Source organism: Nocardia cyriacigeorgica, from assembly GCF_010858045.1.
Classification (GTDB): domain Bacteria; phylum Actinomycetota; class Actinomycetes; order Mycobacteriales; family Mycobacteriaceae; genus Nocardia; species Nocardia cyriacigeorgica_E.
Window position 1 is genome coordinate 31,766 of sequence record NZ_JAAGVC010000019.1, and the last position, 18,549, is coordinate 50,314.

Annotated in this window: 23 protein-coding genes; 5 read left to right on the top strand and 18 right to left on the bottom strand. The window is 67.7% G+C overall.

The features are described from left to right. Positions 1-7 precede the first annotated feature (7 nt). The 11 genes from rpsQ to rpsJ are packed head-to-tail and all read right to left on the bottom strand — an operon-like array spanning position 8 to position 5,262. Positions 8-280 (bottom strand): 30S ribosomal protein S17, encoded by a 273-nt coding sequence (gene rpsQ, locus GV790_RS17550; RefSeq protein ID WP_163814421.1) that lies wholly within the window; start codon positions 278-280, stop codon positions 8-10. Further along, positions 277-516 carry a 50S ribosomal protein L29 gene (gene rpmC, locus GV790_RS17555; protein ID WP_036533190.1) on the bottom strand — a complete coding sequence of 80 codons (240 nt, stop codon included), beginning with the start codon at positions 514-516 and terminating at the stop codon, positions 277-279. Before rpmC ends, rpsQ begins: the two co-directional genes overlap by 4 nt. After that, a complete protein-coding gene (rplP, locus tag GV790_RS17560; protein WP_014349059.1) occupies positions 516-932 on the bottom strand; it encodes a 50S ribosomal protein L16 in 417 nt (138 codons plus the stop codon). The genes rpmC and rplP overlap by 1 nt, the downstream gene beginning before the upstream one ends. 3 nt (positions 933-935) lie before the next feature. After that, a complete protein-coding gene (gene rpsC, locus GV790_RS17565) occupies positions 936-1,733 on the bottom strand; it encodes a 30S ribosomal protein S3 (protein ID WP_014349058.1) in 798 nt (265 codons plus the stop codon). Continuing rightward, positions 1,734-2,135, bottom strand: coding sequence for a 50S ribosomal protein L22 (gene rplV, locus GV790_RS17570; RefSeq protein ID WP_036533187.1), 402 nt, complete (start codon positions 2,133-2,135; stop codon positions 1,734-1,736). Further along, a complete protein-coding gene (gene rpsS / locus GV790_RS17575) occupies positions 2,132-2,413 on the bottom strand; it encodes a 30S ribosomal protein S19 (protein ID WP_014349056.1) in 282 nt (93 codons plus the stop codon). The genes rplV and rpsS overlap by 4 nt, the downstream gene beginning before the upstream one ends. A gap of 14 nt (positions 2,414-2,427) precedes the next feature. After that, positions 2,428-3,264: a 50S ribosomal protein L2 gene (rplB, locus tag GV790_RS17580; protein ID WP_036533184.1), complete on the bottom strand. Its 837-nt coding sequence runs from the start codon at positions 3,262-3,264 to the stop codon at positions 2,428-2,430. Positions 3,265-3,297: 33 nt separating this feature from the next. Beyond that, positions 3,298-3,603, bottom strand: a complete 306-nt coding sequence (gene rplW / locus GV790_RS17585; protein ID WP_011207266.1) for a 50S ribosomal protein L23 — start codon at positions 3,601-3,603, stop codon at positions 3,298-3,300. Continuing rightward, positions 3,600-4,280: a 50S ribosomal protein L4 gene (rplD, locus tag GV790_RS17590; RefSeq protein ID WP_036533182.1), complete on the bottom strand. Its 681-nt coding sequence runs from the start codon at positions 4,278-4,280 to the stop codon at positions 3,600-3,602. The genes rplW and rplD overlap by 4 nt, the downstream gene beginning before the upstream one ends. Next, positions 4,277-4,942 (bottom strand): 50S ribosomal protein L3, encoded by a 666-nt coding sequence (gene rplC, locus GV790_RS17595; RefSeq protein ID WP_036533181.1) that lies wholly within the window; start codon positions 4,940-4,942, stop codon positions 4,277-4,279. Before rplC ends, rplD begins: the two co-directional genes overlap by 4 nt. Positions 4,943-4,956: 14 nt before the next feature. After that, complete coding sequence (rpsJ, locus tag GV790_RS17600; RefSeq protein WP_003938093.1) at positions 4,957-5,262, bottom strand: 30S ribosomal protein S10; 306 nt, start codon at positions 5,260-5,262, stop codon at positions 4,957-4,959. 461 nt (positions 5,263-5,723) lie between these two features. Here rpsJ and GV790_RS17605 point away from each other — a divergent pair, with 461 nt between their 5' ends. Continuing rightward, entirely contained in the window at positions 5,724-6,200 is a 477-nt protein-coding gene (locus GV790_RS17605) for a hotdog fold domain-containing protein (RefSeq protein ID WP_163814422.1), read from the top strand. Positions 6,201-6,230: 30 nt separating this feature from the next. On the opposite strand, the gene GV790_RS17610 is transcribed toward GV790_RS17605, so the two are convergent. Next, positions 6,231-7,121, bottom strand: a complete 891-nt coding sequence (locus tag GV790_RS17610; protein ID WP_163814423.1) for a lipase family alpha/beta hydrolase — start codon at positions 7,119-7,121, stop codon at positions 6,231-6,233. A 64-nt stretch (positions 7,122-7,185) separates the two neighbouring features. Next, a complete protein-coding gene (locus tag GV790_RS17615; RefSeq protein ID WP_163814424.1) occupies positions 7,186-8,196 on the bottom strand; it encodes an alpha/beta hydrolase in 1,011 nt (336 codons plus the stop codon). Positions 8,197-8,436: 240 nt separating this feature from the next. Here GV790_RS17615 and GV790_RS17620 point away from each other — a divergent pair, with 240 nt between their 5' ends. Continuing rightward, complete coding sequence (locus GV790_RS17620; RefSeq protein WP_163814425.1) at positions 8,437-9,633, top strand: lycopene cyclase family protein; 1,197 nt, start codon at positions 8,437-8,439, stop codon at positions 9,631-9,633. Between the two features lie 16 nt (positions 9,634-9,649). Here GV790_RS17620 and GV790_RS17625 read toward each other — a convergent pair whose 3' ends face one another. From GV790_RS17625 to GV790_RS17635, 3 genes are read right to left on the bottom strand one after another with little or no spacing between them, the layout of a single operon-like run. Then, the gene (locus tag GV790_RS17625) at positions 9,650-10,522 is read right to left on the bottom strand and encodes an ABC transporter permease (RefSeq protein WP_163814426.1); all 873 of its coding nucleotides are present in this window, start codon (positions 10,520-10,522) and stop codon (positions 9,650-9,652) included. Continuing rightward, positions 10,519-11,334, bottom strand: coding sequence for an ABC transporter permease (locus GV790_RS17630; protein WP_163814427.1), 816 nt, complete (start codon positions 11,332-11,334; stop codon positions 10,519-10,521). Before GV790_RS17630 ends, GV790_RS17625 begins: the two co-directional genes overlap by 4 nt. Beyond that, complete coding sequence (locus GV790_RS17635) at positions 11,331-12,314, bottom strand: ATP-binding cassette domain-containing protein (RefSeq protein ID WP_163814428.1); 984 nt, start codon at positions 12,312-12,314, stop codon at positions 11,331-11,333. The genes GV790_RS17630 and GV790_RS17635 overlap by 4 nt, the downstream gene beginning before the upstream one ends. Positions 12,315-12,585: 271 nt before the next feature. Between GV790_RS17635 and GV790_RS17640 the strand changes: the two genes are divergently transcribed. After that, on the top strand, positions 12,586-14,106 hold the full coding sequence (locus GV790_RS17640; RefSeq protein WP_175585929.1) for an aldehyde dehydrogenase family protein: 1,521 nt from the start codon (positions 12,586-12,588) through the stop codon (positions 14,104-14,106). A 60-nt stretch (positions 14,107-14,166) separates the two neighbouring features. Here GV790_RS17640 and GV790_RS17645 read toward each other — a convergent pair whose 3' ends face one another. Continuing rightward, positions 14,167-15,390 carry a TetR/AcrR family transcriptional regulator gene (locus GV790_RS17645; protein WP_163814429.1) on the bottom strand — a complete coding sequence of 408 codons (1,224 nt, stop codon included), beginning with the start codon at positions 15,388-15,390 and terminating at the stop codon, positions 14,167-14,169. Between the two features lie 130 nt (positions 15,391-15,520). Here GV790_RS17645 and GV790_RS17650 point away from each other — a divergent pair, with 130 nt between their 5' ends. Together GV790_RS17650 and GV790_RS17655 are read left to right on the top strand one after the other, a co-directional pair. Then, the gene (locus GV790_RS17650) at positions 15,521-16,312 is read left to right on the top strand and encodes an enoyl-CoA hydratase (protein WP_163814430.1); all 792 of its coding nucleotides are present in this window, start codon (positions 15,521-15,523) and stop codon (positions 16,310-16,312) included. A gap of 49 nt (positions 16,313-16,361) precedes the next feature. Continuing rightward, complete coding sequence (locus GV790_RS17655; RefSeq protein WP_163814431.1) at positions 16,362-17,420, top strand: SDR family oxidoreductase; 1,059 nt, start codon at positions 16,362-16,364, stop codon at positions 17,418-17,420. 87 nt (positions 17,421-17,507) lie between these two features. Here GV790_RS17655 and GV790_RS17660 read toward each other — a convergent pair whose 3' ends face one another. Next, positions 17,508-18,533 (bottom strand): alpha/beta hydrolase, encoded by a 1,026-nt coding sequence (locus tag GV790_RS17660; protein WP_163814445.1) that lies wholly within the window; start codon positions 18,531-18,533, stop codon positions 17,508-17,510. Positions 18,534-18,549 lie beyond the last annotated feature (16 nt).

The following is an 18,549-nucleotide window of genomic DNA, read 5'->3' on the forward strand; positions in this document are numbered from 1 at the left end:
AAGAGCCTTACTTGGCCTTCTCCAGGACCTCGACCAGACGCCAGCGCTTGGTGGCCGACAGCGGACGGGTCTCCATCAGCTGAACGCGGTCGCCGATGCCGGCGATCTCGTTCTCGTCGTGCGCCTTCACCTTGGAGGTGGTGCGAATGATCTTGCCGTAGAGCGGGTGCCGGTTACGGTCTTCCAACTCGACGACGATCGTCTTGTTCATCTTGTCCGAGACAACGTAGCCGGTACGAACCTTGCGGCTGTTGCGCTGGACTTCCACTTTGTCGCTCATGCCGCATCTCCCTTACCAGCGGGTCCGGTGGCCAGACCGAGCTCGCGCTCGCGCATGACCGTGTAGATACGCGCGATCTCGTGACGCACCACACGCAGACGACGGTTGTTGTCCAACTGTCCCGTCGCCATCTGGAAGCGCAGGTTGAACAGCTCTTCCTTCGACTCACGCAGGCGGGCGACGAGCTCCTCTTCGGTGAGCTCACGGAGCTCTGCGGCCGGTGTTCCGGTAGCCATCAGAACTGCTCCTCCCTGGTCACGATCCTGCACTTCATGGGGAGCTTGTGCATCGCGCGGCGCAGGGCCTCACGAGCGATCTCCTCGTTGGGGTAAGACATTTCGAACATCACGCGGCCGGGCTTGACGTTCGCGACCCACCACTCCGGCGAACCCTTACCGGAACCCATGCGGGTTTCGGCAGGCTTCTTGGTGAGCGGGCGATCCGGGTAGATGTTGATCCAGATCTTGCCGCCACGCTTGATGTGGCGGGTCATCGCGATACGCGCCGACTCGATCTGCCGGTTGGTGACGTACGCAGGCTCGAGCGCCTGGATACCGAACTCACCGAACGCCACCGAGGTGCCGCCCTTGGCCATACCGGACCGGCTCGGGTGATGCTGCTTGCGGTGCTTGACCTTGCGAGGCATCAGCATGCGTCAGCCCTCCTGTGTCTCTGCCGGTGCCTCCGCCACGGCGGTGGCGGCGCGGCCGGCCTCGGTGCTGGTCGCGGTGGTGCCAGCGGAACCGGAACGACGCGGACGGCTCGGACGCTCGCGGCGCGGGCGATCGCCGGCCGGAGCGCTCGGGGCGGCCAGCTCACGCTTGCCACCGACGATGTCGCCCTTGTAGATCCAGACCTTCACACCGATACGACCGAAGGTGGTCTTGGCCTCGTAGAGGCCGTAGTCGATGTCGGCACGCAGCGTGTGCAGCGGCACCCGACCCTCGCGGTAGAACTCCGAGCGCGACATCTCGGCGCCACCGAGGCGGCCCGAGCACTGCACGCGGATGCCCTTGACGTTCGGCGAACGCATGGCCGACTGGATGGCCTTACGCATCGCGCGACGGAACGCCACACGGTTGGACAGCTGCTCGGCCACACCCTGGGCAACCAGCTGGGCATCGGACTCGGGGTTCTTGACCTCGAGGATGTTCAGCTGAACCTGCTTGCCGGTGAGCTTCTCCAGCTCGGCGCGGATGCGATCGGCCTCGGCGCCACGGCGTCCGATGACGATGCCGGGACGCGCGGTGTGGATGTCGACGCGAACCCGGTCACGGGTGCGCTCGATCTCCACCTTCGAGATGCCCGCCCGCTCCATGCCGGTGGACAGCAGCTTGCGGATCGCGACGTCTTCCTTGACGTAATCCGCGTACTGCTTGTCGGCGTACCAACGGGACTTCCAATCGGTGGTGATACCGAGGCGGAAGCCATGGGGATTGATCTTCTGTCCCATTTACTTTGCCCCTCCCTTCCGGCGGCTACGAGTGGCGCCGGCAGTGGGCACGCTCTCGACCTCGATGGTGATGTGGCTGGTGCGCTTGCGGATCCGGAACGCGCGGCCCTGGGCCCGCGGCTGGAAACGCTTCATGGTGGCGCCCTCGTCGACGTAGGCCGTCGAGATCACCAGCGTGTCGGGGTTGAGGCCGAGGTTGTTCTCGGCGTTCGCCGCGGCGCTCGCCACGACCTTGGCAACCGGCTCGCTCGCGGCCTGCGGCGCGAACTTCAGGATCGCCAGAGCGTCTTCGACCCGCTTGCCGCGGACCAGGTCCACGACGCGGCGAGCCTTCATCGGGGTGACGCGCACGTGCTTGGCGGTCGCCCGGGCAGTGGGGTTCTGAGTCTCAGTGGTCGTCATCGCCGCTTGCTCTTCCGGTCTTCCTTGACGTGGCTCTTGAACGTCCTGGTCGGCGCGAACTCACCGAGCTTGTGCCCGACCATGTTCTCCGAGACGAACACCGGCACGTGCTTGCGGCCGTCGTGGACGGCGAAGGTGTGGCCGATGAAATCGGGGGTGATGGTCGAACGACGCGACCAGGTCTTGATGACCTGCTTGGTGCCCTTGTCGTTCTGCACGTCCACCTTCGCTTGGAGGTGGTCGTCGACGAACGGGCCCTTCTTCAGGCTGCGTGGCATTTCTTACCTCCTCCTTAGCGCTTCTTGCCGGTCTTGCGGCGGCGGACGATGAGCTTGTCGCTCGGACGGTTGGGCTTGCGGGTGCGGCCTTCCGGCTGACCCCACGGCGAGACCGGGTGGCGACCACCGGAGGTCTTGCCCTCACCACCACCGTGCGGGTGGTCGACCGGGTTCATGACGACACCACGGACCGTGGGACGGCGTCCCTTCCAGCGCATACGGCCGGCCTTGCCCCAGTTGATGTTCGACTGCTCGGCGTTGCCGACCTCGCCGACGGTGGCGCGGCAGCGCACGTCGACGCGGCGGATCTCACCGGAGGGCATACGCAGCGTGGCGTAGGGGCCTTCCTTACCCAGCAGCTGGATGCTCATACCGGCCGAGCGGGCCAGCTTGGCACCGCCGCCGGGACGCAGCTCCACCGCGTGGATGGTGGTACCGGTGGGGATGTTGCGCAGCGGCAGGTTGTTACCCGGCTTGATGTCGGCGGTGGGGCCGGACTCGATCGGGGTGCCCTGCGTCACGCCCTTGGGGGCGATGATGTAGCGCTTCTCGCCGTCGCGGTAGTGCAGCAGCGCGATGTTCGCGGTCCGGTTGGGGTCGTACTCGATGTGCGCGACCTTGGCCGGGATGCCGTCCTTGTCCAGCCGACGGAAGTCGATCAGACGGTAGGCCCGCTTGTGACCGCCACCGCGGTGGCGGGTGGTGATGCGACCGTGGGCGTTACGACCGCCGCTCTTGGTGAGCGGACGGATCAGCGACTTCTCGGGGGTCGACCGGGTGATCTCGGCGAAGTCCGAGACAGACGACCCGCGGCGGCCCGGGGTTGTCGGCTTGTACTTACGGATTGCCATGAGTTCTTCTCTGCTTTCTGGATTCCCAGGCGCTTACGCGACCGGGCCTCCGAAGATCTCGATGGGCTTGCTGTCGGCCGAGATGGTCACGAGCGCGCGCTTGGTGTTCTTGCGCTTGCCGTAACCGAAGCGGGTCCGCTTGCGCTTGCCCTGACGGTTGGCGGTGTTGACGCTGGTGACCTTGACGCCGAAGACCTTCTCGACGGCGATCTTGATCTGCGTCTTGTTCGAGTCCGGGTGCACAAGGAAGGTGTAGGTACCTTCCTCGATCAGCCCGTAGGACTTCTCCGAGATGACCGGCGCAAGCAGGATGTCGCGGGGGTCGGCGATGGTGGTCACTTGCTCTCCTCCTGTGCCGCCTCAGCCGGCCCGTGCACGAAGGCGTTCAGGGCCTCGACGCTGAACACGACTTCGTCGCTTTCCAGCACGTCGTAGGTGTTGAGCTGATCCGGCGCGATCGGGTGCACGAACTCGAGGTTCTGCACGCTCTTCCAGGCCGCGATGTCCTCACGACCGAGCACGACCAGGAACTTCTTCCGGTCCGACAGCTCGGACAGGAAGGTCTTCGCGGTCTTGGTCGACGGGGTCTGGCCCGCGACCAGTTCGCTGATCACGTGGATCCGCTCGTTGCGCGCGCGGTCCGACAGCGCTCCGCGCAGTGCGGCGCGGATCATCTTCTTCGGGGTCCGCTGGCTGTAGTCGCGCGGCTTCGGGCCGTGCACGGTGCCACCACCGGCGAACTGCGGCGCGCGGGTCGAGCCCTGACGGGCGCGGCCGGTGCCCTTCTGCCGGTACGGCTTCTTGCCACCACCGCGGACTTCACCGCGGGTCTTGGTGGAGTGCGTGCCCTGACGCGCGGCGGCGAGCTGGGCAACGACCACCTGGTGCATCAGCGCGATGTTGGCGGTGGTGTCGAAGATCTCCGCGGGGAGTTCGACGGTGCCGTTGGTCTTGCCACCCAGTTCCTTGACCGGCAGGGTCAGGTTGGTCTTCTTCTCAGTGCTCACAGCGCTCATGCGTGCGCACCACCCTTCACGGCGCTCTTGACGATCACGACGCCGCCCTTGCGACCCGGGATCGCACCCTTGATCAGCAGCAGGCCGTTCTCGGCGTCGACCTTGTGAACCGAGAGGTTCTGCGTGGTGACGCGGTCGTTACCCATGCGGCCCGACATGCGCATGCCCTTGAACACGCGGCCGGGGGTGGCGCAGCCACCGATGGAACCCGGGCGACGGTGCACGGCCTGCGCACCGTGGGAGGCACCCTGGCCACGGAAGCCGTGGCGCTTCATGGTGCCGGCGAAGCCCTTGCCCTTGCTGGTGCCGGTGACGTCGACGTAGGTGCCCTCTTCGAAGACATCGGCGGAAAGCTCCTGGCCGACCTCGAAGGAGGAGGCGTCGGCGACGCGGATCTCCGCGATGTGCCGACGCGGGGTGACGCCTGCCTTGGCGAACTGGCCGGAGACCGGCTTGTTCACCTTGCGCGGGTCGATCGCGCCGAAGGCGAGCTGCACGGCGCTGTAGCCGTCGCGCTCTTCGGTGCGGATCTGGGTGACGACGTTCGGTCCGGCCTTGATGACGGTCACCGGGACGACGCGGTTCTTCTCGTCGAACACCTGGGTCATGCCGAGCTTGGTGCCCAGGATGCCGGCCGCTGGCCTGTTCTTGTTATCAGTCATGTCTCGAGTCCCCGTCACTGAATGTTGACGTCGACGCTGGCCGGCAGGTCGATACGCATGAGCGCGTCGACCGTCTTCGGCGTCGGGTCGAGGATGTCGATCAGCCGCTTGTGCGTACGCATCTCGAAGTGCTCGCGCGAGTCCTTGTACTTGTGCGGCGAACGGATGACGCAGTACACGTTCTTCTCGGTCGGCAACGGCACCGGCCCGACGACCCGGGCCCCAGTGCGGGTCACCGTCTCGACGATCTTGCGCGCAGACGCGTCGATCGCCTCGTGGTCATAGGCCTTGAGCCTGATGCGGATCTTCTGTCCCGCCACGCTAAGTGTCCTTTTCTCCGCTTTCGTTCGTGATCCGGAAGCTGGGCTTCCGTACCACCCTCATTGGCACAGTCCGAACACACGAAGACGTCTCAGGGAGACCACGACCGGGACGCACCCAGTCTTCGCCGCTGTTCATCTGTCATGGTTCTCCGGTCCACGCGGTCGGGCGTGTCGCCCGCCCGCTCATTCCTCGGCCCCGGAAATCACTCCATGTCAGGCTCGGAACACTGTCCCGGACGTACCCACACCGAAAACGGTGAGGTACACGATTGGTACTGCCTGCCCCACCCGACCAACCGTTTCAGGAAACGGGCACGGGCCGGTGCAAGGCAACCCGAACAGTATGCCCGAACCCCCCGGCCCGATCAAATCGGGGTCGCCGCGCCCGGGAAAACCGGCCTGACGTGCATCGTCGCAGCCTACTACCGGCCTATCTTACCGCAGAGTAAGATAGCCGCATGACCACAGAGACCGTGACCTATCGCGGCTGGAAGAAGTTGCCGGACAATCGCCTGGGCCACACCCTGTTCTCGCTCGGCATGGTGGCGCGGGTGCCCTTCTTCGGCACCGTGCTACCGAACGTCGTGCGGCTGGAGCCGGGATTGTGCGAGGTCACCTCGCCGAAATGGTTCGGCATCCACAACCACCTCGGCACCTTTCACGCCATCGCGGCGTGCAATCTGGCCGAAGTCGCCATGGGCATGCTCAGCGAGGCCACCGTGCCGACCACCCACCGGTGGATTCCCAAGGCGATGAACGTGCAGTACCTGGCCAAGGCGGAGACCGGGTTGCGCGCGGTGGCCAAGCTGCCCGAGATCCCCGATTTCGACTCGATCGTCGAAGGAACCGAGGTGATGGTGCCGGTGTCGATCTATGACAAGCACGGCCTCGAGGTCGTGCACGCCGACATCACCACCTGGGTCACCCCGAAGTAGGGCAGGCCCGGCGGCCGGGCCGGCCGCTGCTCAGCAGGGCAGCGGGCGGTCGCGGCCGTCAAGCGCATTGGCGACGGCGGTGATCGCGCGGGCGTCGGCGAGCATGGCGCTGTGATCGGCCTTGTCGGCCGGGCAGCCGTCCTGCAACCAGATATTGCGGTCGTCGGCGTCGGGCTGGGCGAGCAGCGCGGTGTCGGTGGGAGTGATCACGGTGTCGGCGCGGGACGCGATGGCGGTGTAGCGGATGCCTGGCAGGGTCTCGCCGCCGGCGTTGAGCCGGTGCAGCAGGGGTGAGCCCGCCGCCTGCTGCGCACCAGGGGTGCCGAAGACCTGGGTGGCGATCTGCCCGTCGGCCAGCCCGAGCGAGGCGAGATCCGGATACATCTCGCGCAGGCCGTCCCAGGTGGTGCCCCGGTACGGAGTGCCGAGCGTGACCACGGTCGCGATATCGGCACCGCCGCGTTCGCGCAGGTACTGCCGGATCACCGTGCCACCGGTGGAATGGCCCACCAGGGCGAGGCGCGGGGCGCCGGTGCGTTCGCGCACGGTGCGCACCACATCGGCGAGCTCATCGGCCATGTTCTCGATCGAGGCCACTCCCCATACCGGGCGACCGGACAGCGCCGCACCCACCGGGCCGACGCCGACCGAGGAGCCCGCGTGCCCGCTGACCGCATCGACCAGAGCGGGGCCCTGACCCAGATTCGCCGCGAACACACAGTGCCCTTCGCCGCGCAGCGCGGGCGCGAGCACACCGAAGCTGCGGGTGATGTCGGTACCGGAGCCGTGCACCAGCAGCACCGGCTCCCGATTCGGCGCGAGCACACACCCGGAATCGTTGGCGCCGGCCAGCGGCGGAAGAAAGACCTGGGCCGTCCCGGAGGGGGCGAGAGTGATCGCCGCGAATGCGACGGTCGTCACTACGACAGCGAGGCGGGCTGCTCCTCGGACCAGCGGACCGAGGGTCGATTTTCCGATGCGCATGTCATATCCCCAGGGCCGGAGCCAGCGTCGGCCAGGAATCCTTCAGCGCGTCCTGCCAGTATCCCCAGGAATGGGTGCCATCGGGCCGGAAGTTGTAGGTGGCCGGAATTCCGAGATCATTCAGCCGGTCCTGCATATTGTGCGAGCAGTAATTCGTCGCGGCCTCGATGATGCCGCCGAGCACGATTTGATTCGCGAAAAGCCATGGGCCTTCCAATGAATACTTGCCGCCGTATTGGTCGTACATACCCGGCAGGCCGCTTCCGCTGGAAATGTAGAGCGCTTTTCCGCGCAGGCCCTCGGCCTGGACATAGGGGTCGTTGGCGGCCCAGGCCGGATCGCTCGGCGGGCCGTACATGTTGTCCTTGTCGGCCAGGCCCCACTCTTCGATGGTGAGCCGCACGAACTCCTGCCCGGCCGGATCGCTGATCTGCGCGCATCCGCTGTAGGCGGCCGCCGCGTCGTACAGATCGCCGGTGGTTGCCGCGAGCGCCAGACTGCTGGTACCGGACATGGAGAATCCCGCGATGCCGTTGCGACCGTTGCTGCCGAGGTATTCGTCGATCAGCGGCGGCAGCTCGCTGGTGAGGAAGGTCTTCCACTTCTGCTTGCCCAGCCGCGGATCATCGGTGCGCCAGTCGGCGTAGTAGCTGAACATGCCGCCGATCGGCGAGACCGCGTGCACGTTCTTGTCGGCGAGGAAGTCGAGCACATCGGTCTTGGTCCCCCAATTGGCGCCGTCCACGCCGCCGCCCGCGCCCAGCAGCAGATACAGCACCGGCCGCGGCGCGCCGGTATCGGCCGCCTTCATCACTTCGACCGGAATATCGAGATCCATCGCCGCCGAATGCACGGTGAGGGTGACATTGCGGGCGTCGCGCTCGGATACCGAAACAATCGACGATGCCGCGCGGGATTCCGTCGGCTCGGCGGACGCCGAGACGGGAAGGATCGCGGTCGCGGTGACGGCGGCAGCCAGCAGCCCGAGCTGGCGGAGGTATCGGCCTCTCATGATGTCCCTTCTGCATGTGGAACACCTCGATGCTCCGAAGGCAACGCTATGTTGCGGCACAACAACTTTCACGACTGGAATTGCGGGGACACCAGAAATGGGGGCAGCCGCCGGGGCCGTGGCAGCGGAATTCGGACCGATTCGAATTTCTCTGTAACACCGACACTTTGCCCGCCGATATATCGCGGCACACGCGCGCGATGGTTGCGTCGGCGCCTCGGGTGCGGTTTGAATGCCTCTATGGCAGTCAGCGCGGTTCACAATGTCGACGTGTGCGTCGTCGGCCTCGGCCCGACCGGCCGGGCGCTGGCACACCGCGCCGAAGCCGCCGCCTTGTCCGTCGCCGCGATCGACCCCCGCCCCGACCGGCTGTGGCCGCCCACCTACTCCTGTTGGGTGGACGAGCTGCCCGAATGGCTACCGCAGAGCGCCATCGCGACCCGGATCGAGGCACCCACCGTCTGGGCCAGGACCGAACACCGCATCCAACGGCCGTACTGCGTGCTGTCCAAGCCCGGCCTGCGCGAGGCGCTGCCGCTGGATCCGGCGCGCGTGCGCGCCGGGCGTGCCGTACGGGTGGAACCGCATGTGGTGGAACTGGCCGACGGATCGCTCATCTCCGCCGACGTCGTCGTCGATACCAGGGGCCTGCCCACCCTCGGCTCGCGTCGCGCCGCCAGCGCGCACGGCATCTTCGTCGACGCCGAGACCGCGGCGCCGATGGTGACCGACGGCGAGGGCCTGCTGCTGGACTGGCGGCCGGAGAACGGCGCGAGCAACGACGAGCCGCCCTCGTTCCTGTACTCGGTCCCGCTCGGTGACGGCACGGTGATCTTCGAGGAGACCAGCCTCGGGCTGCGCGGTGGCATGCCGCAGCACGAACTACGCAAACGCACCCTCAACCGGCTCGCCGCGCACGGTATCCGGCTCACCGGCAGCGAGCCGACCGAGGCGGCGCACTATCCGCTGGATCAGCCGCCGCCGAAGAAGGGCACCGGCCGGGTGATTCCGTTCGGTTCGCGCGGCGGGATGATGCACCCGTGCACCGGCTACAGCGTCGCCGATTCGCTGGCGCTGGTGGATACGGCGGTCGCGGCGATCCAACAGGGCCGTGATCCGATCGCCGCGCTGTGGTCGCCGCGGGCGCGGCTGGTCTATTGGATGCGGATGCGCGGGCTGTGGGGGTTGGGCCGGCTGACGACCGAGCAGTCCATCGCCATGTTCGAGGCCTTCTTCACCGCCTCACCGCGTGGGCAACGGGCGCTGCTGTCGGCGCACGACGATTACACCGCGCTCGGCGCCGTCCTGGTCAATACCGTCGCCCACACCTGGCCCTTCCGCTGGCGCTACGACCTGGTCGGCTGGACCAACCGCAACCGCTGGGTGGGCTACGAGTACGAGCCCGCGCCCAGCCCCGAAACCCCGCGCATCGGCTGAGAAGCCGACCGCAGGATCAGGCCCCCGTCTCGGCGGCGCGCCGGTAGCCGCGCACCGCCGGGTACGCGAACACGATGACGATGCCGACGGTCCACAGCAGCGTCTTGATCATCGGTTCGGCCACCGGACCGCCGTAGGACAGCCCACGCATGGCGTCGATGGCGCAGCTCATCGGCTGATTCGCCACCACGTCCTGCAACCACACCGGGTAGGCGTAGACCGGGACGAAGCCGGAGTTGAAGAACATCAGCAGCGTATTGATGATGCCGATGACGTTGACCAGCATGACGCCCTCGGTGAGCGTGGCCAGCGCCGTGACGAACACCGCGAACCCGACGCCGAACAACACCGGAATGCCGATCAACGCCAGCGCCGCCACCGGCCCCTGATCGAACCGGAACCCGATGCAGAAGCCCACCGCGATCACGAACAGCGTGGTGATCAGGACCCGGATGGCCTCGGCGAACAGCCGGCCGGTCAGACCAGCGGCCCGGTGCACCGGCATGGTCCAGAACCGGCCGAGCAGTCCGGTGGCCTTCTCGGTCTTGAAGCCGAGCGCGCTCACCACCGCGCCCGCCATGGCGGCCACCAGGGTGATCATCGGGACGGTGCCGTAGACGCTGGGTTTGCCGGTGGCGTTGGTGATCGAATCGCCGAGCACGATCCAGAACATCAGCAGCGTCAGCGCCGGGTACAGGATGGTCTGGATGGTGGTCGCTGGATCGCGCGCCCACACCAGCAGCAGCCGCTTGGTCTGGATCAGGCTGTGGGTCCACCAATTACCGAGCGAGCGTTCCGAGCGCGCGCGCACGGTCGGCAGCGGGGTGTTCCACCCGGTGTCCGGCGCCTCGGTCACCTCGGTGTCCGCGGTTGTCTCGACTGAACTCATGACCGCCTCACGCTCGCCCACACCGCCAGCGGCGCGAAGACCACCGCCGCGCCGATCAACCACACCAGCGGCACCCACAGCACCTGCCAGGTCACGCCGTCGGCGGCCATATCGCGCAATGCGAACGACAGCTGCGAGATCGGCTGGTTGCGCACGAACGGCCGGATCCACTCCGGGAACCCGGACTCCGGCACGAACCCGCAGGAGAGCATGCCGAAGATCAGCGTGGGCAGGGTCAGCGCCTGGCTCAGCGATTCCGGGCTCTTGGTCAGGCTGCCGAGGGCGTCGGCGCCCAGCGACAGCACGACGCTGATGGCCAGCGAGAACACACAGAACAAGATCGCCTGGCCCCAGCCGGCCTCGAACCGGAACCCGATGATGTGGCCGTAGATCAGGGCCGCGGTCAACGAGCACACCGACCGCACCACACCGGCACTGATCCGTGCCGACAGCGGCACCAGTGTGCCGATGGGCATGGTCTGCAACCGGGTGCTGAGCCCGGTCAACGCCTCGAACGCCGACAGCTGAGCGTTCGACATCATGGTGAACGCCATCGTCTGCAACACGATGATCGGCATGACGAACTGGGCGTAATCGATGCCCTGGAACTTCATCACGTACCGCAGCGGCAGATAGAAGCCGAGGGTGAACACCAGCGGGGTGATGATCGCGACGATCAACTCCCCCTTGGTGGCCATGGTCCAGATGATGCGGCCGGTCAGCGCGCGCCACTGGGCGAACGAGGACAGCTTGGCGACGGGCAGTTCGGCGAACAGTTGGGCGCCGCCTGCCTCGGTGGTGGCAACACTCACGAGTGACCGCCCGAATGGCCGGTGATGGAGAGGAACACGTCGTCGAGTGAGGGCCGGCGCAGCGCGATATCGGCCAGGTCGACGCCGGCGGAATCCAGCCTGCGCAGGGCCTCGGCCAGGGTCGCGGCGCCTTCCGGCGCGGGGATCGACAGCCGGTCGGCGCCGTTCAGTTCGGCCGAGACCGCCGTCGGCACCAGATCACCGAGCGCGGCTGCCGCCGTGGACAGATCCGACGGGTCCAGCGGGACGACCTCGCAGTAGCTGCCGCCGGTCTTCTCCTTGAGTTCGTCGGCGGTGCCCTCGGCGATGACGGTGCCCTTGTCGATGACGATGATGTTGTCGCTGAGCACGTCGGCCTCTTCGAGGTACTGCGTGGTCAGCAGGACCGTGATGCCCTGCGCCTTGAGGGCGTTGACCAGATCCCACACGCCCTGGCGGCTGCGCGGATCCAGGCCCGTGGTCGGCTCGTCGAGGAACACCACCTCCGGGCGCACCACCAGGCCGCAGGCGATGTCCACGCGCCTGCGCATACCGCCGGAATAGTTGCGCACCGCGCGACGGCCCGCACTGACCAGGTCGAATTCCTCGAGCAGGGTGTCGGCGCGCTTACGGGCGGCCGATTTGCTCAGGCCCATGAGCCTGCCGAACAGCTCCAGGTTCTCCCGGCCGGACAGGTTCTCGTCCAGCGCGGCGTACTGGCCGGTCATCATGATCGAGCGGCGCACGCCCGCCGGATCCTTCTGCACATCGTGCCCGGCGACGATCGCGGTGCCCGAATCGGGGCGGAGCAGGGTGGACAGGATCTTGACGGTGGTGGTCTTGCCCGCGCCGTTGGGGCCGAGCACACCGAGCACACTCGCCTTCTCGGCGGTGAAACTGATGCCTTGCAGCGCGTGCACCTCACCGAACGACTTCCGCACGTCCACGACCTGGACGGCGGGCTCGCTCGCGGGCGACTCGACATGATTCGAACTCGGCATCAACTCTCCACTATCGGCCGGGCAGGGGTGGGTCGCCGGAGCGCACGCAGCGACGTCCCGCATGGTGATCCGTACCGCCGGGCGCGATGTTACCGGCCCGGGTTTCGCATTCGGGCCGGTCCGGGCGCACCGGCGACCGGACCGTTCGATTGTGCGCTTACTCACACTATCCGCCGGGCTCCGAATAGGCGCAGGTACGGCGGGTATTCGGCAGCGGTATGGCAGCGGCGCTACCTTGTCGCCCGGTCATCGCGCCCATAGTCTTGGACGCATGGCCGAGTCCGCGCAGCCACATCTGGCGGCGCGTTCGGGAGGATCGGGCCGACCGAGCGTGCTTACGTCCTACGACCCACGCACCGGGGAAACGGTCGGCACCTACGCCGTCCAGGGTTCCAGCGAGCTGAAACGTGCCGTTCGCGCGGCCCGTGCGGCCGAAAAGTGGTGGGCGCACCTGAGTTTCGGTGCCCGCAAGCGATGGCTGCTGGACTGGAAACGCAGCATCGCCAGGCGATCAGGGGAACTGATCGACCTCGTCCGCGAGGAAACCGGCAAGCCCGAGGCCGACGCCGCCATCGAAGTGATGCTGGCGATCGAGAACCTCGACTGGGCGGCCCGCAATGCCGGGCGCACCCTCGGCCGCCGCGTCATCGATTCCACCTGGCTCACTCGCAATCAGCGCGCTTCGGTGGGTTTCCTGCCGCTCGGGGTGATCGGCGTGATCGGCGCCTGGCACAACCCCGTTTTCACGCCGATGGGTTCGATCGCCTACGCGATGGCCGCGGGTAACGCGGTGGTGTTCAAACCGCACGAACTCACCACCGGCGTCGGGGTGTGGCTGGCCCAGACCTGGGCCGAGCTCGCGCCCGATCAGCCGGTGCTGCAAGCGATCACCGGCGATGCGACCACCACGGCAGCGCTGTGCCGCGCCGGGGTGGACAAGATCGCCTACGCGGGCCCGGAAGCCGAGGGCCGCAAGGTGATCGAGCTGTGCGCCCAGACGCTGACGCCGGTAGTGGTCGAATACAGCGGCAAAGGCGCCATGGTGGTGCAGGTCGATGCGAAACTCGACGAGGCCGCCGAGGCGGCGGTGTTCGGCGCCATGGCCAATGCCGGCCAGAACGCCGCCGGTATCCAGCGCGCGTATGTCGCCGAATCGGTGTACGAACCCTTCCTCGATCTGGTGATCGAGCACGCCAGGCGGCTGCGGCCAGGCGCGGCCAGGCACGCCTGCTACGGGCCGATGATCCTCGAAGAGCAGACCGACGTGGTCCGCAGGCAGGTGCGCGACGCGCTGGCCAGGGGCGGACGCGCGGTGGTCGGCGGGCTCGATTCGATCCGTGAGCCGTACGTCGAGCCGATCGTGCTGGCCGAGGTGCCGGAGGAGAGCCTTGTCATCAGCGGCGAGGCGATCGGTCCGGTACTGGTGGTGAACAAGGTCGCCGATATGGACGAGGCGGTGCGGCGGGTGAACGCCGTGGGCAGTGGGCTGTCGGTCTCGGTGTTCACCAGAGACGTCGCCAGCGTCGAGGCCTTCGCCGAGCGGCTGCGGGTCGGCGTGGTGACGGTGAACTCCGCGACGGCGTGCACCGGCATTCCGGCGCTGCCGTTCGGCGGGGTCGGCGAATACGGGCAAGGCCACAGCCACGGCGAACTCGGCCTGCTGGAGTTCACCAGGACGCTCGCGATCGCGCGCACCAAATACCGGGCGCCGCTGAAACTCACCACCTTCGAACGCAATTCGCGGCAGCTGCGGATCGCGCGCACGATATTCCGGCTACGGCACGGGCGCTAGGCATCCGGGATCGACGAGCGAGCCGACGTCGGAGCCGGAATCCGTCGCGAGCCGTCCGCGTCAGCTCGCGGGGCCCAGCAGTGCCGCCATCATCAGCGCGTGCACCCTGGCGATGTGTTCCGGCCGCGCGTCGAACCGCACCAGCCTGCCCACATCGATCACCTGACCGATCGCCGCGTGCACCCGGAAGCGGGCCTCGATCGGATCGCCATCGAGCAGATTGGCCCATTCGAGGACGTTCTGGCGCTGGATCGCGCGCAGCTTGTGCTGCTCGGCCTGCGGCAGATTGCTGAACTCGGCGTAATAGACCGGCATGATCTCCGGCATCGCGAAGCTGAGCCTGGCGTAGCGGTCGGCGATGCGGTCGACGGCGTCGGCGCGGCTGGTGGCCTCGGCCAGCGCCTCGCTGATGGCGATGGCGAGCCGGTCACCGGTGCGGTGGAAGGCCGCGGCCAGCAGATCGGACTTGCTGCTGAAGTAGCGGTAGACGCTGGAGGCGTTGATGCCGACGGCCGAACCGATCTCCTCGATGCTCGCCTCGTGATAGCCCTGCCTGCCGAAGATGCGGATGGCCTCGGTGAGCAGCTGTTCGCGTTTCGAGGTGACCGGAAGCCCGCGCGGCTGCGGCGCCGGATCGGCCGAACTCGGCGCGGGCGGCAACTCGGCGCGCACGATCGCGGTGGACATCTCGCGCAGCAGCGGCAGCAGCCGGGCGGTGGACAGCGCGGTGCGGTGCGCGGAGATGCTGCCGATGGTGCTGAGTACACCGGCGGCCAGCAGCGCGACGTCCTCGGGCGGGGATTGCGGGCGCAGCTGCGCGATGGGCGCGGCGAAGGTGGCGTTGAGGCCGTCGTAGAGCGCCTTGATGCGGGTGCGGTCCTCCTTCTCCAGGTAGCGCCGCTCCCAGCGGTAGAGCCCGGCCTCGCGCCGGATATCGATGGTGTGGTCGGCGACGGCGCGGATCAGCGCGTCCAGACGTCCGGCGGGGTCGAGCGCTGGATCGTCGGCGGCGACGGCGACATCGAGCAGCTGCCGCGCGCCTTCTTCCGCGGCGGCGACCAGCAAGGCGTACTTGTTGGCGAAATGGCGATAGAGCGCGGGACCGGAGATGCCGACCTCGGCGGCGATCTCGTCGACACCGACCGGGTAGTACCCGCGTTCGCTGAAGGCGCGAGCCGCCGCCCGGATGATCTGGACCTTGCGATCCTTGGGCCTGCGACGCACGGTTCGACCGCCCGCCGGCCGCGTGCGCACGAGGTCGACCTCGCTGCGATCGGCGACCATGTTGCTCTCCATTCTGCGGCGGCGCCACCGGTTGACAGCGCCGGACGAATCATCCTAAGTTAACCACAATTCGCAAAGTTAACCACGATTCACGGCCGGTGTCCGCCGAATCGCAGCACAGGGAGCGGAAATGGTCAGCGACGGTTCATCATCCCCGACCGCCGGGTTCACCGCGGTGCGGGACGGCAGGGTTCTCCGGGTCACCCTCAGCAATCCGGGCCGCAAGAACGCCCTCTCGTATCAGACGATGGTCGCCCTCGGCGACACGTTCCTGGCACTCGCCGACGACCCGGGAGTACGGGTCGTCCTGCTGACCGGCGACGGCGCGGACTTCTGCACCGGCGCGGATCTGGCCGCCGACACCAATGGCATCACCCCCGAGATGACGATGGATGCGGCCAACCGGCTGGTCCGCGCGATCGTGCACGCGCCGGTGCCCGTCATCGCGCGGATCCGCGGCGCGGCCGCAGGCGTCGGCGTCGGCATCGCGCTGGCCGCCGACCTGGTCTACGCGGCCGATGATTCCTATCTGCTGCTCGCCTTCATCAATATCGGCCTGATGCCCGACGGCGGCGCGGCGGCGCTGGTGGCCGCGGCGGCCGGACGCCCACTCGCCACCGAGATGGCGCTGCTCGGCAAGCGCCTGCCCGCCCCGGCGGCGCGCCAGGCCGGATTGCTCACCGCGGCGCTCCCGGTCGACGAGCTCGACGGCGCCGTGGCGGCGGCGGTGGACAAGATCGCGCACGGCCCGCGCCGCGCGCTCGAACTCACCAAGAAGGCGCTCAATATCGCCACCCTGCGTGCGCTGGACGAGGTGCTTGACGCGGAGAAGACCGGCCAGGTCGAGCTGCTGCGATCGGCCGACTTCCGGGAGGGCGCGGCGGCGATGCTCGGCAAGCGCAAGGCCGTGTTCGCCGACTGACGCACACCGGTCGCCCCGGCTCCGAGACCGGGGACTATGTTGACCGGCTATGACTTACCTGGTTACCGGGGCAACTGGGTTCAGCGGTCGGTTCCTCATCCCCGAACTACTCAAACGTGCGGATGACATTCATGTAGTGGTGCGGCCGGGGCCGAATTCGGCCGCACGCTTCGACTATTGCGCCAGGGATTGGTCGGCGGGCGATCGGGTGCGGCCGGTGCCGGGCGATCTCGGTGCGCCCGGCCTCGGCATCGACCCGTTGTGGCTGGCCGAGCATCGGGGGCGCATCGACCACGTCTTCCATCTGGCCGCCGGATACGACGAGCAACGTTATCGGGAGGCGCAGCAGCGGCCTCCTGAGGGCCGCGCGCACGGTACCCGCAATGTGGTCGAGCTGGCGGCCGACCTACGCGCGCAGCACCTGCATCATCTGTCCACCGTCGAAGTCGCCGGACGCTTCGAGGGCCTGTTCACCGAGGACATGTTCGAGGTCGGGCAGGAGCTGACCACACCGGCCCAGCGGGCCGCCTTCGACGCCGAGCGGATCGTGCGCGAGTCCGGGCTGAACTGGCGGATCTACCGGCCCTCGATCGTCGTCGGGCATTCGGTGACCGGCGTGAACGACCGCGTCGACGGTCCCTACTACTTTTTCCGGCTGCTGCGGATGGCCGCCCAACTGCCGCGGCTGCTGCCGGTGCTGGTGCCGAAGCTGGGTGAGACCAATATGGTTCCGGTCGATTTCGTGGCGCAAGCGCTGGCCCACCTCGCCCATCTCCCCGGGCCGGGTGAGCAGACCTATCACCTGGTCGATCCGCGTCGCCGCGGCGCGGTGCCGGCCCTGAATCTGTTCGCCGACGAGGCCGGCGCGCCGCACCTGGTCGAGATCATGCCCAAACGCACGCTGGACATGATGCTGCGGGTGCCCGGCGCTCAACGGGTACTCCCCCGGGTCGGGGTGCCGCTCGACATCCTCGAACACAGCGAGTTCAGCTGCTGGTTCGATTGCCGGCACACCACCGCCGCGCTGGCGGGCAGCGGGATCGCGGTGCCGCCGCTGGAGGCGTACGCACCGGTGCTGTGGCGGTACTGGATCGAGAACTGGGTCTAGCGGGCCCGATAAACGCGGACAGGCCCGCGGAAACGACGACAGCCGCCCCGGTATGACCGGAGCGGCTGTCGTGCGTCGGAAGCGGGATCAGATCCCGAGGCCCTTGGCCAGGACCGGCCACGAACGCTGGAACTCGTCACGCCAGTAACCCCACGAGTGGGTGCCGGAGTCCCGGAAGTTGTAGGTGGCCGGGATGCCGAGCGAGTCGAGCTTGTTCTTCAGATTGTGGGTGCAGAAGTTGGTGCCCGCCTCGATGACGCCACCGATGACGATCTGGTTGGCCAGGCCGTAGGCGCCGGGCAGCGCGTAGGGGCCGTTGAGGGTGTCGTACATGCCGGGCAGGCCGTTGCCGGTGGAGATGTAGAGATCCAGGCCGCGCAGACCCTCGGCGTTCACGTACGGATCGTTCTTGACCCATTCCTCCGAGCCCTGCGGACCCCACATGTTCATGGTGTCGCCGCCGCCCCAGGTCTCCACGGTCAGCTTCACGAACTCCGAGCCCACCGGGTCGCTGGTCTGGGCGCAACCGCTGTAGGCGGCCGCGGCCTTGTACAGGCCGGGCTTGGCGATCGGCAGCGCGAGCACGGTGGTGCCCGAGGTGGACAGGCCCGCGATGGCGTTGGTGCCGTTGGTGCCGAGCGCGCCGTCGATCAGCGGGGGCAGCTCTTCGGTGAAGAAGGTCTTCCACTTGTTGCGGCCGAGCACCGGATCATCGGCGATCCAGTCGGTGTAGTAGCTCCACTTGCCGCCGATCGGCTGCACGACATTGACGTTCTTGTCCGACAGGAAGTCGAGGGCGTCGGTCTTCACCTGCCAGGAGGCGTCGTCCTCGCCGCCGCCCGCGCCGTTGAGCAGATACAGGGTGGGGCGCGGAACCGAGGCGTCGGCCGGGCGCTGCACGTCGATGATGACGTTCTCGTCCATCGCGGTGGAGTGCACGTGCAACCGGATGTTGCGGTCGTCCTTGTACTCGGCCTTGACGATGCGGGAACCGTCGGGCGCGGTGGGGTCGGCCAGCAGGCTCCGGTTGTCGATGATCGGGTCAGCCGCTGCCGCCGGGGATGCGCCGAGTCCGGACATGACGCCCGCGAGAACTGCCGTTGCCGCGATCATCGCCGCGGCACGAGTA

Excerpts from the sequence above, each read along its gene's own strand:
- rpsQ (WP_163814421.1), bottom strand. The coding sequence starts at position 280 with ATGAGCGACAAAGTGGAAGTCCAGCGCAACAGCCGCAAGGTTCGTACC.
- rpmC (WP_036533190.1), bottom strand. The coding sequence starts at position 516 with ATGGCTACCGGAACACCGGCCGCAGAGCTCCGTGAGCTCACCGAAGAG.
- rplP (WP_014349059.1), bottom strand. The coding sequence starts at position 932 with ATGCTGATGCCTCGCAAGGTCAAGCACCGCAAGCAGCATCACCCGAGC.
- rpsC (WP_014349058.1), bottom strand. The coding sequence starts at position 1,733 with ATGGGACAGAAGATCAATCCCCATGGCTTCCGCCTCGGTATCACCACC.
- rplV (WP_036533187.1), bottom strand. The coding sequence starts at position 2,135 with ATGACGACCACTGAGACTCAGAACCCCACTGCCCGGGCGACCGCCAAG.
- rpsS (WP_014349056.1), bottom strand. The coding sequence starts at position 2,413 with ATGCCACGCAGCCTGAAGAAGGGCCCGTTCGTCGACGACCACCTCCAA.
- rplB (WP_036533184.1), bottom strand. The coding sequence starts at position 3,264 with ATGGCAATCCGTAAGTACAAGCCGACAACCCCGGGCCGCCGCGGGTCG.
- rplD (WP_036533182.1), bottom strand. The coding sequence starts at position 4,280 with ATGAGCGCTGTGAGCACTGAGAAGAAGACCAACCTGACCCTGCCGGTC.
- rplC (WP_036533181.1), bottom strand. The coding sequence starts at position 4,942 with ATGACTGATAACAAGAACAGGCCAGCGGCCGGCATCCTGGGCACCAAG.
- GV790_RS17605 (WP_163814422.1), top strand. The coding sequence starts at position 5,724 with ATGACCACAGAGACCGTGACCTATCGCGGCTGGAAGAAGTTGCCGGAC.
- GV790_RS17615 (WP_163814424.1), bottom strand. The coding sequence starts at position 8,196 with ATGAGAGGCCGATACCTCCGCCAGCTCGGGCTGCTGGCTGCCGCCGTC.
- GV790_RS17620 (WP_163814425.1), top strand. The coding sequence starts at position 8,437 with ATGGCAGTCAGCGCGGTTCACAATGTCGACGTGTGCGTCGTCGGCCTC.
- GV790_RS17625 (WP_163814426.1), bottom strand. The coding sequence starts at position 10,522 with ATGAGTTCAGTCGAGACAACCGCGGACACCGAGGTGACCGAGGCGCCG.
- GV790_RS17635 (WP_163814428.1), bottom strand. The coding sequence starts at position 12,314 with ATGCCGAGTTCGAATCATGTCGAGTCGCCCGCGAGCGAGCCCGCCGTC.
- GV790_RS17640 (WP_175585929.1), top strand. The coding sequence starts at position 12,586 with ATGGCCGAGTCCGCGCAGCCACATCTGGCGGCGCGTTCGGGAGGATCG.
- GV790_RS17645 (WP_163814429.1), bottom strand. The coding sequence starts at position 15,390 with ATGGTCGCCGATCGCAGCGAGGTCGACCTCGTGCGCACGCGGCCGGCG.
- GV790_RS17650 (WP_163814430.1), top strand. The coding sequence starts at position 15,521 with ATGGTCAGCGACGGTTCATCATCCCCGACCGCCGGGTTCACCGCGGTG.
- GV790_RS17655 (WP_163814431.1), top strand. The coding sequence starts at position 16,362 with ATGACTTACCTGGTTACCGGGGCAACTGGGTTCAGCGGTCGGTTCCTC.
- GV790_RS17660 (WP_163814445.1), bottom strand. The coding sequence starts at position 18,533 with ATGATCGCGGCAACGGCAGTTCTCGCGGGCGTCATGTCCGGACTCGGC.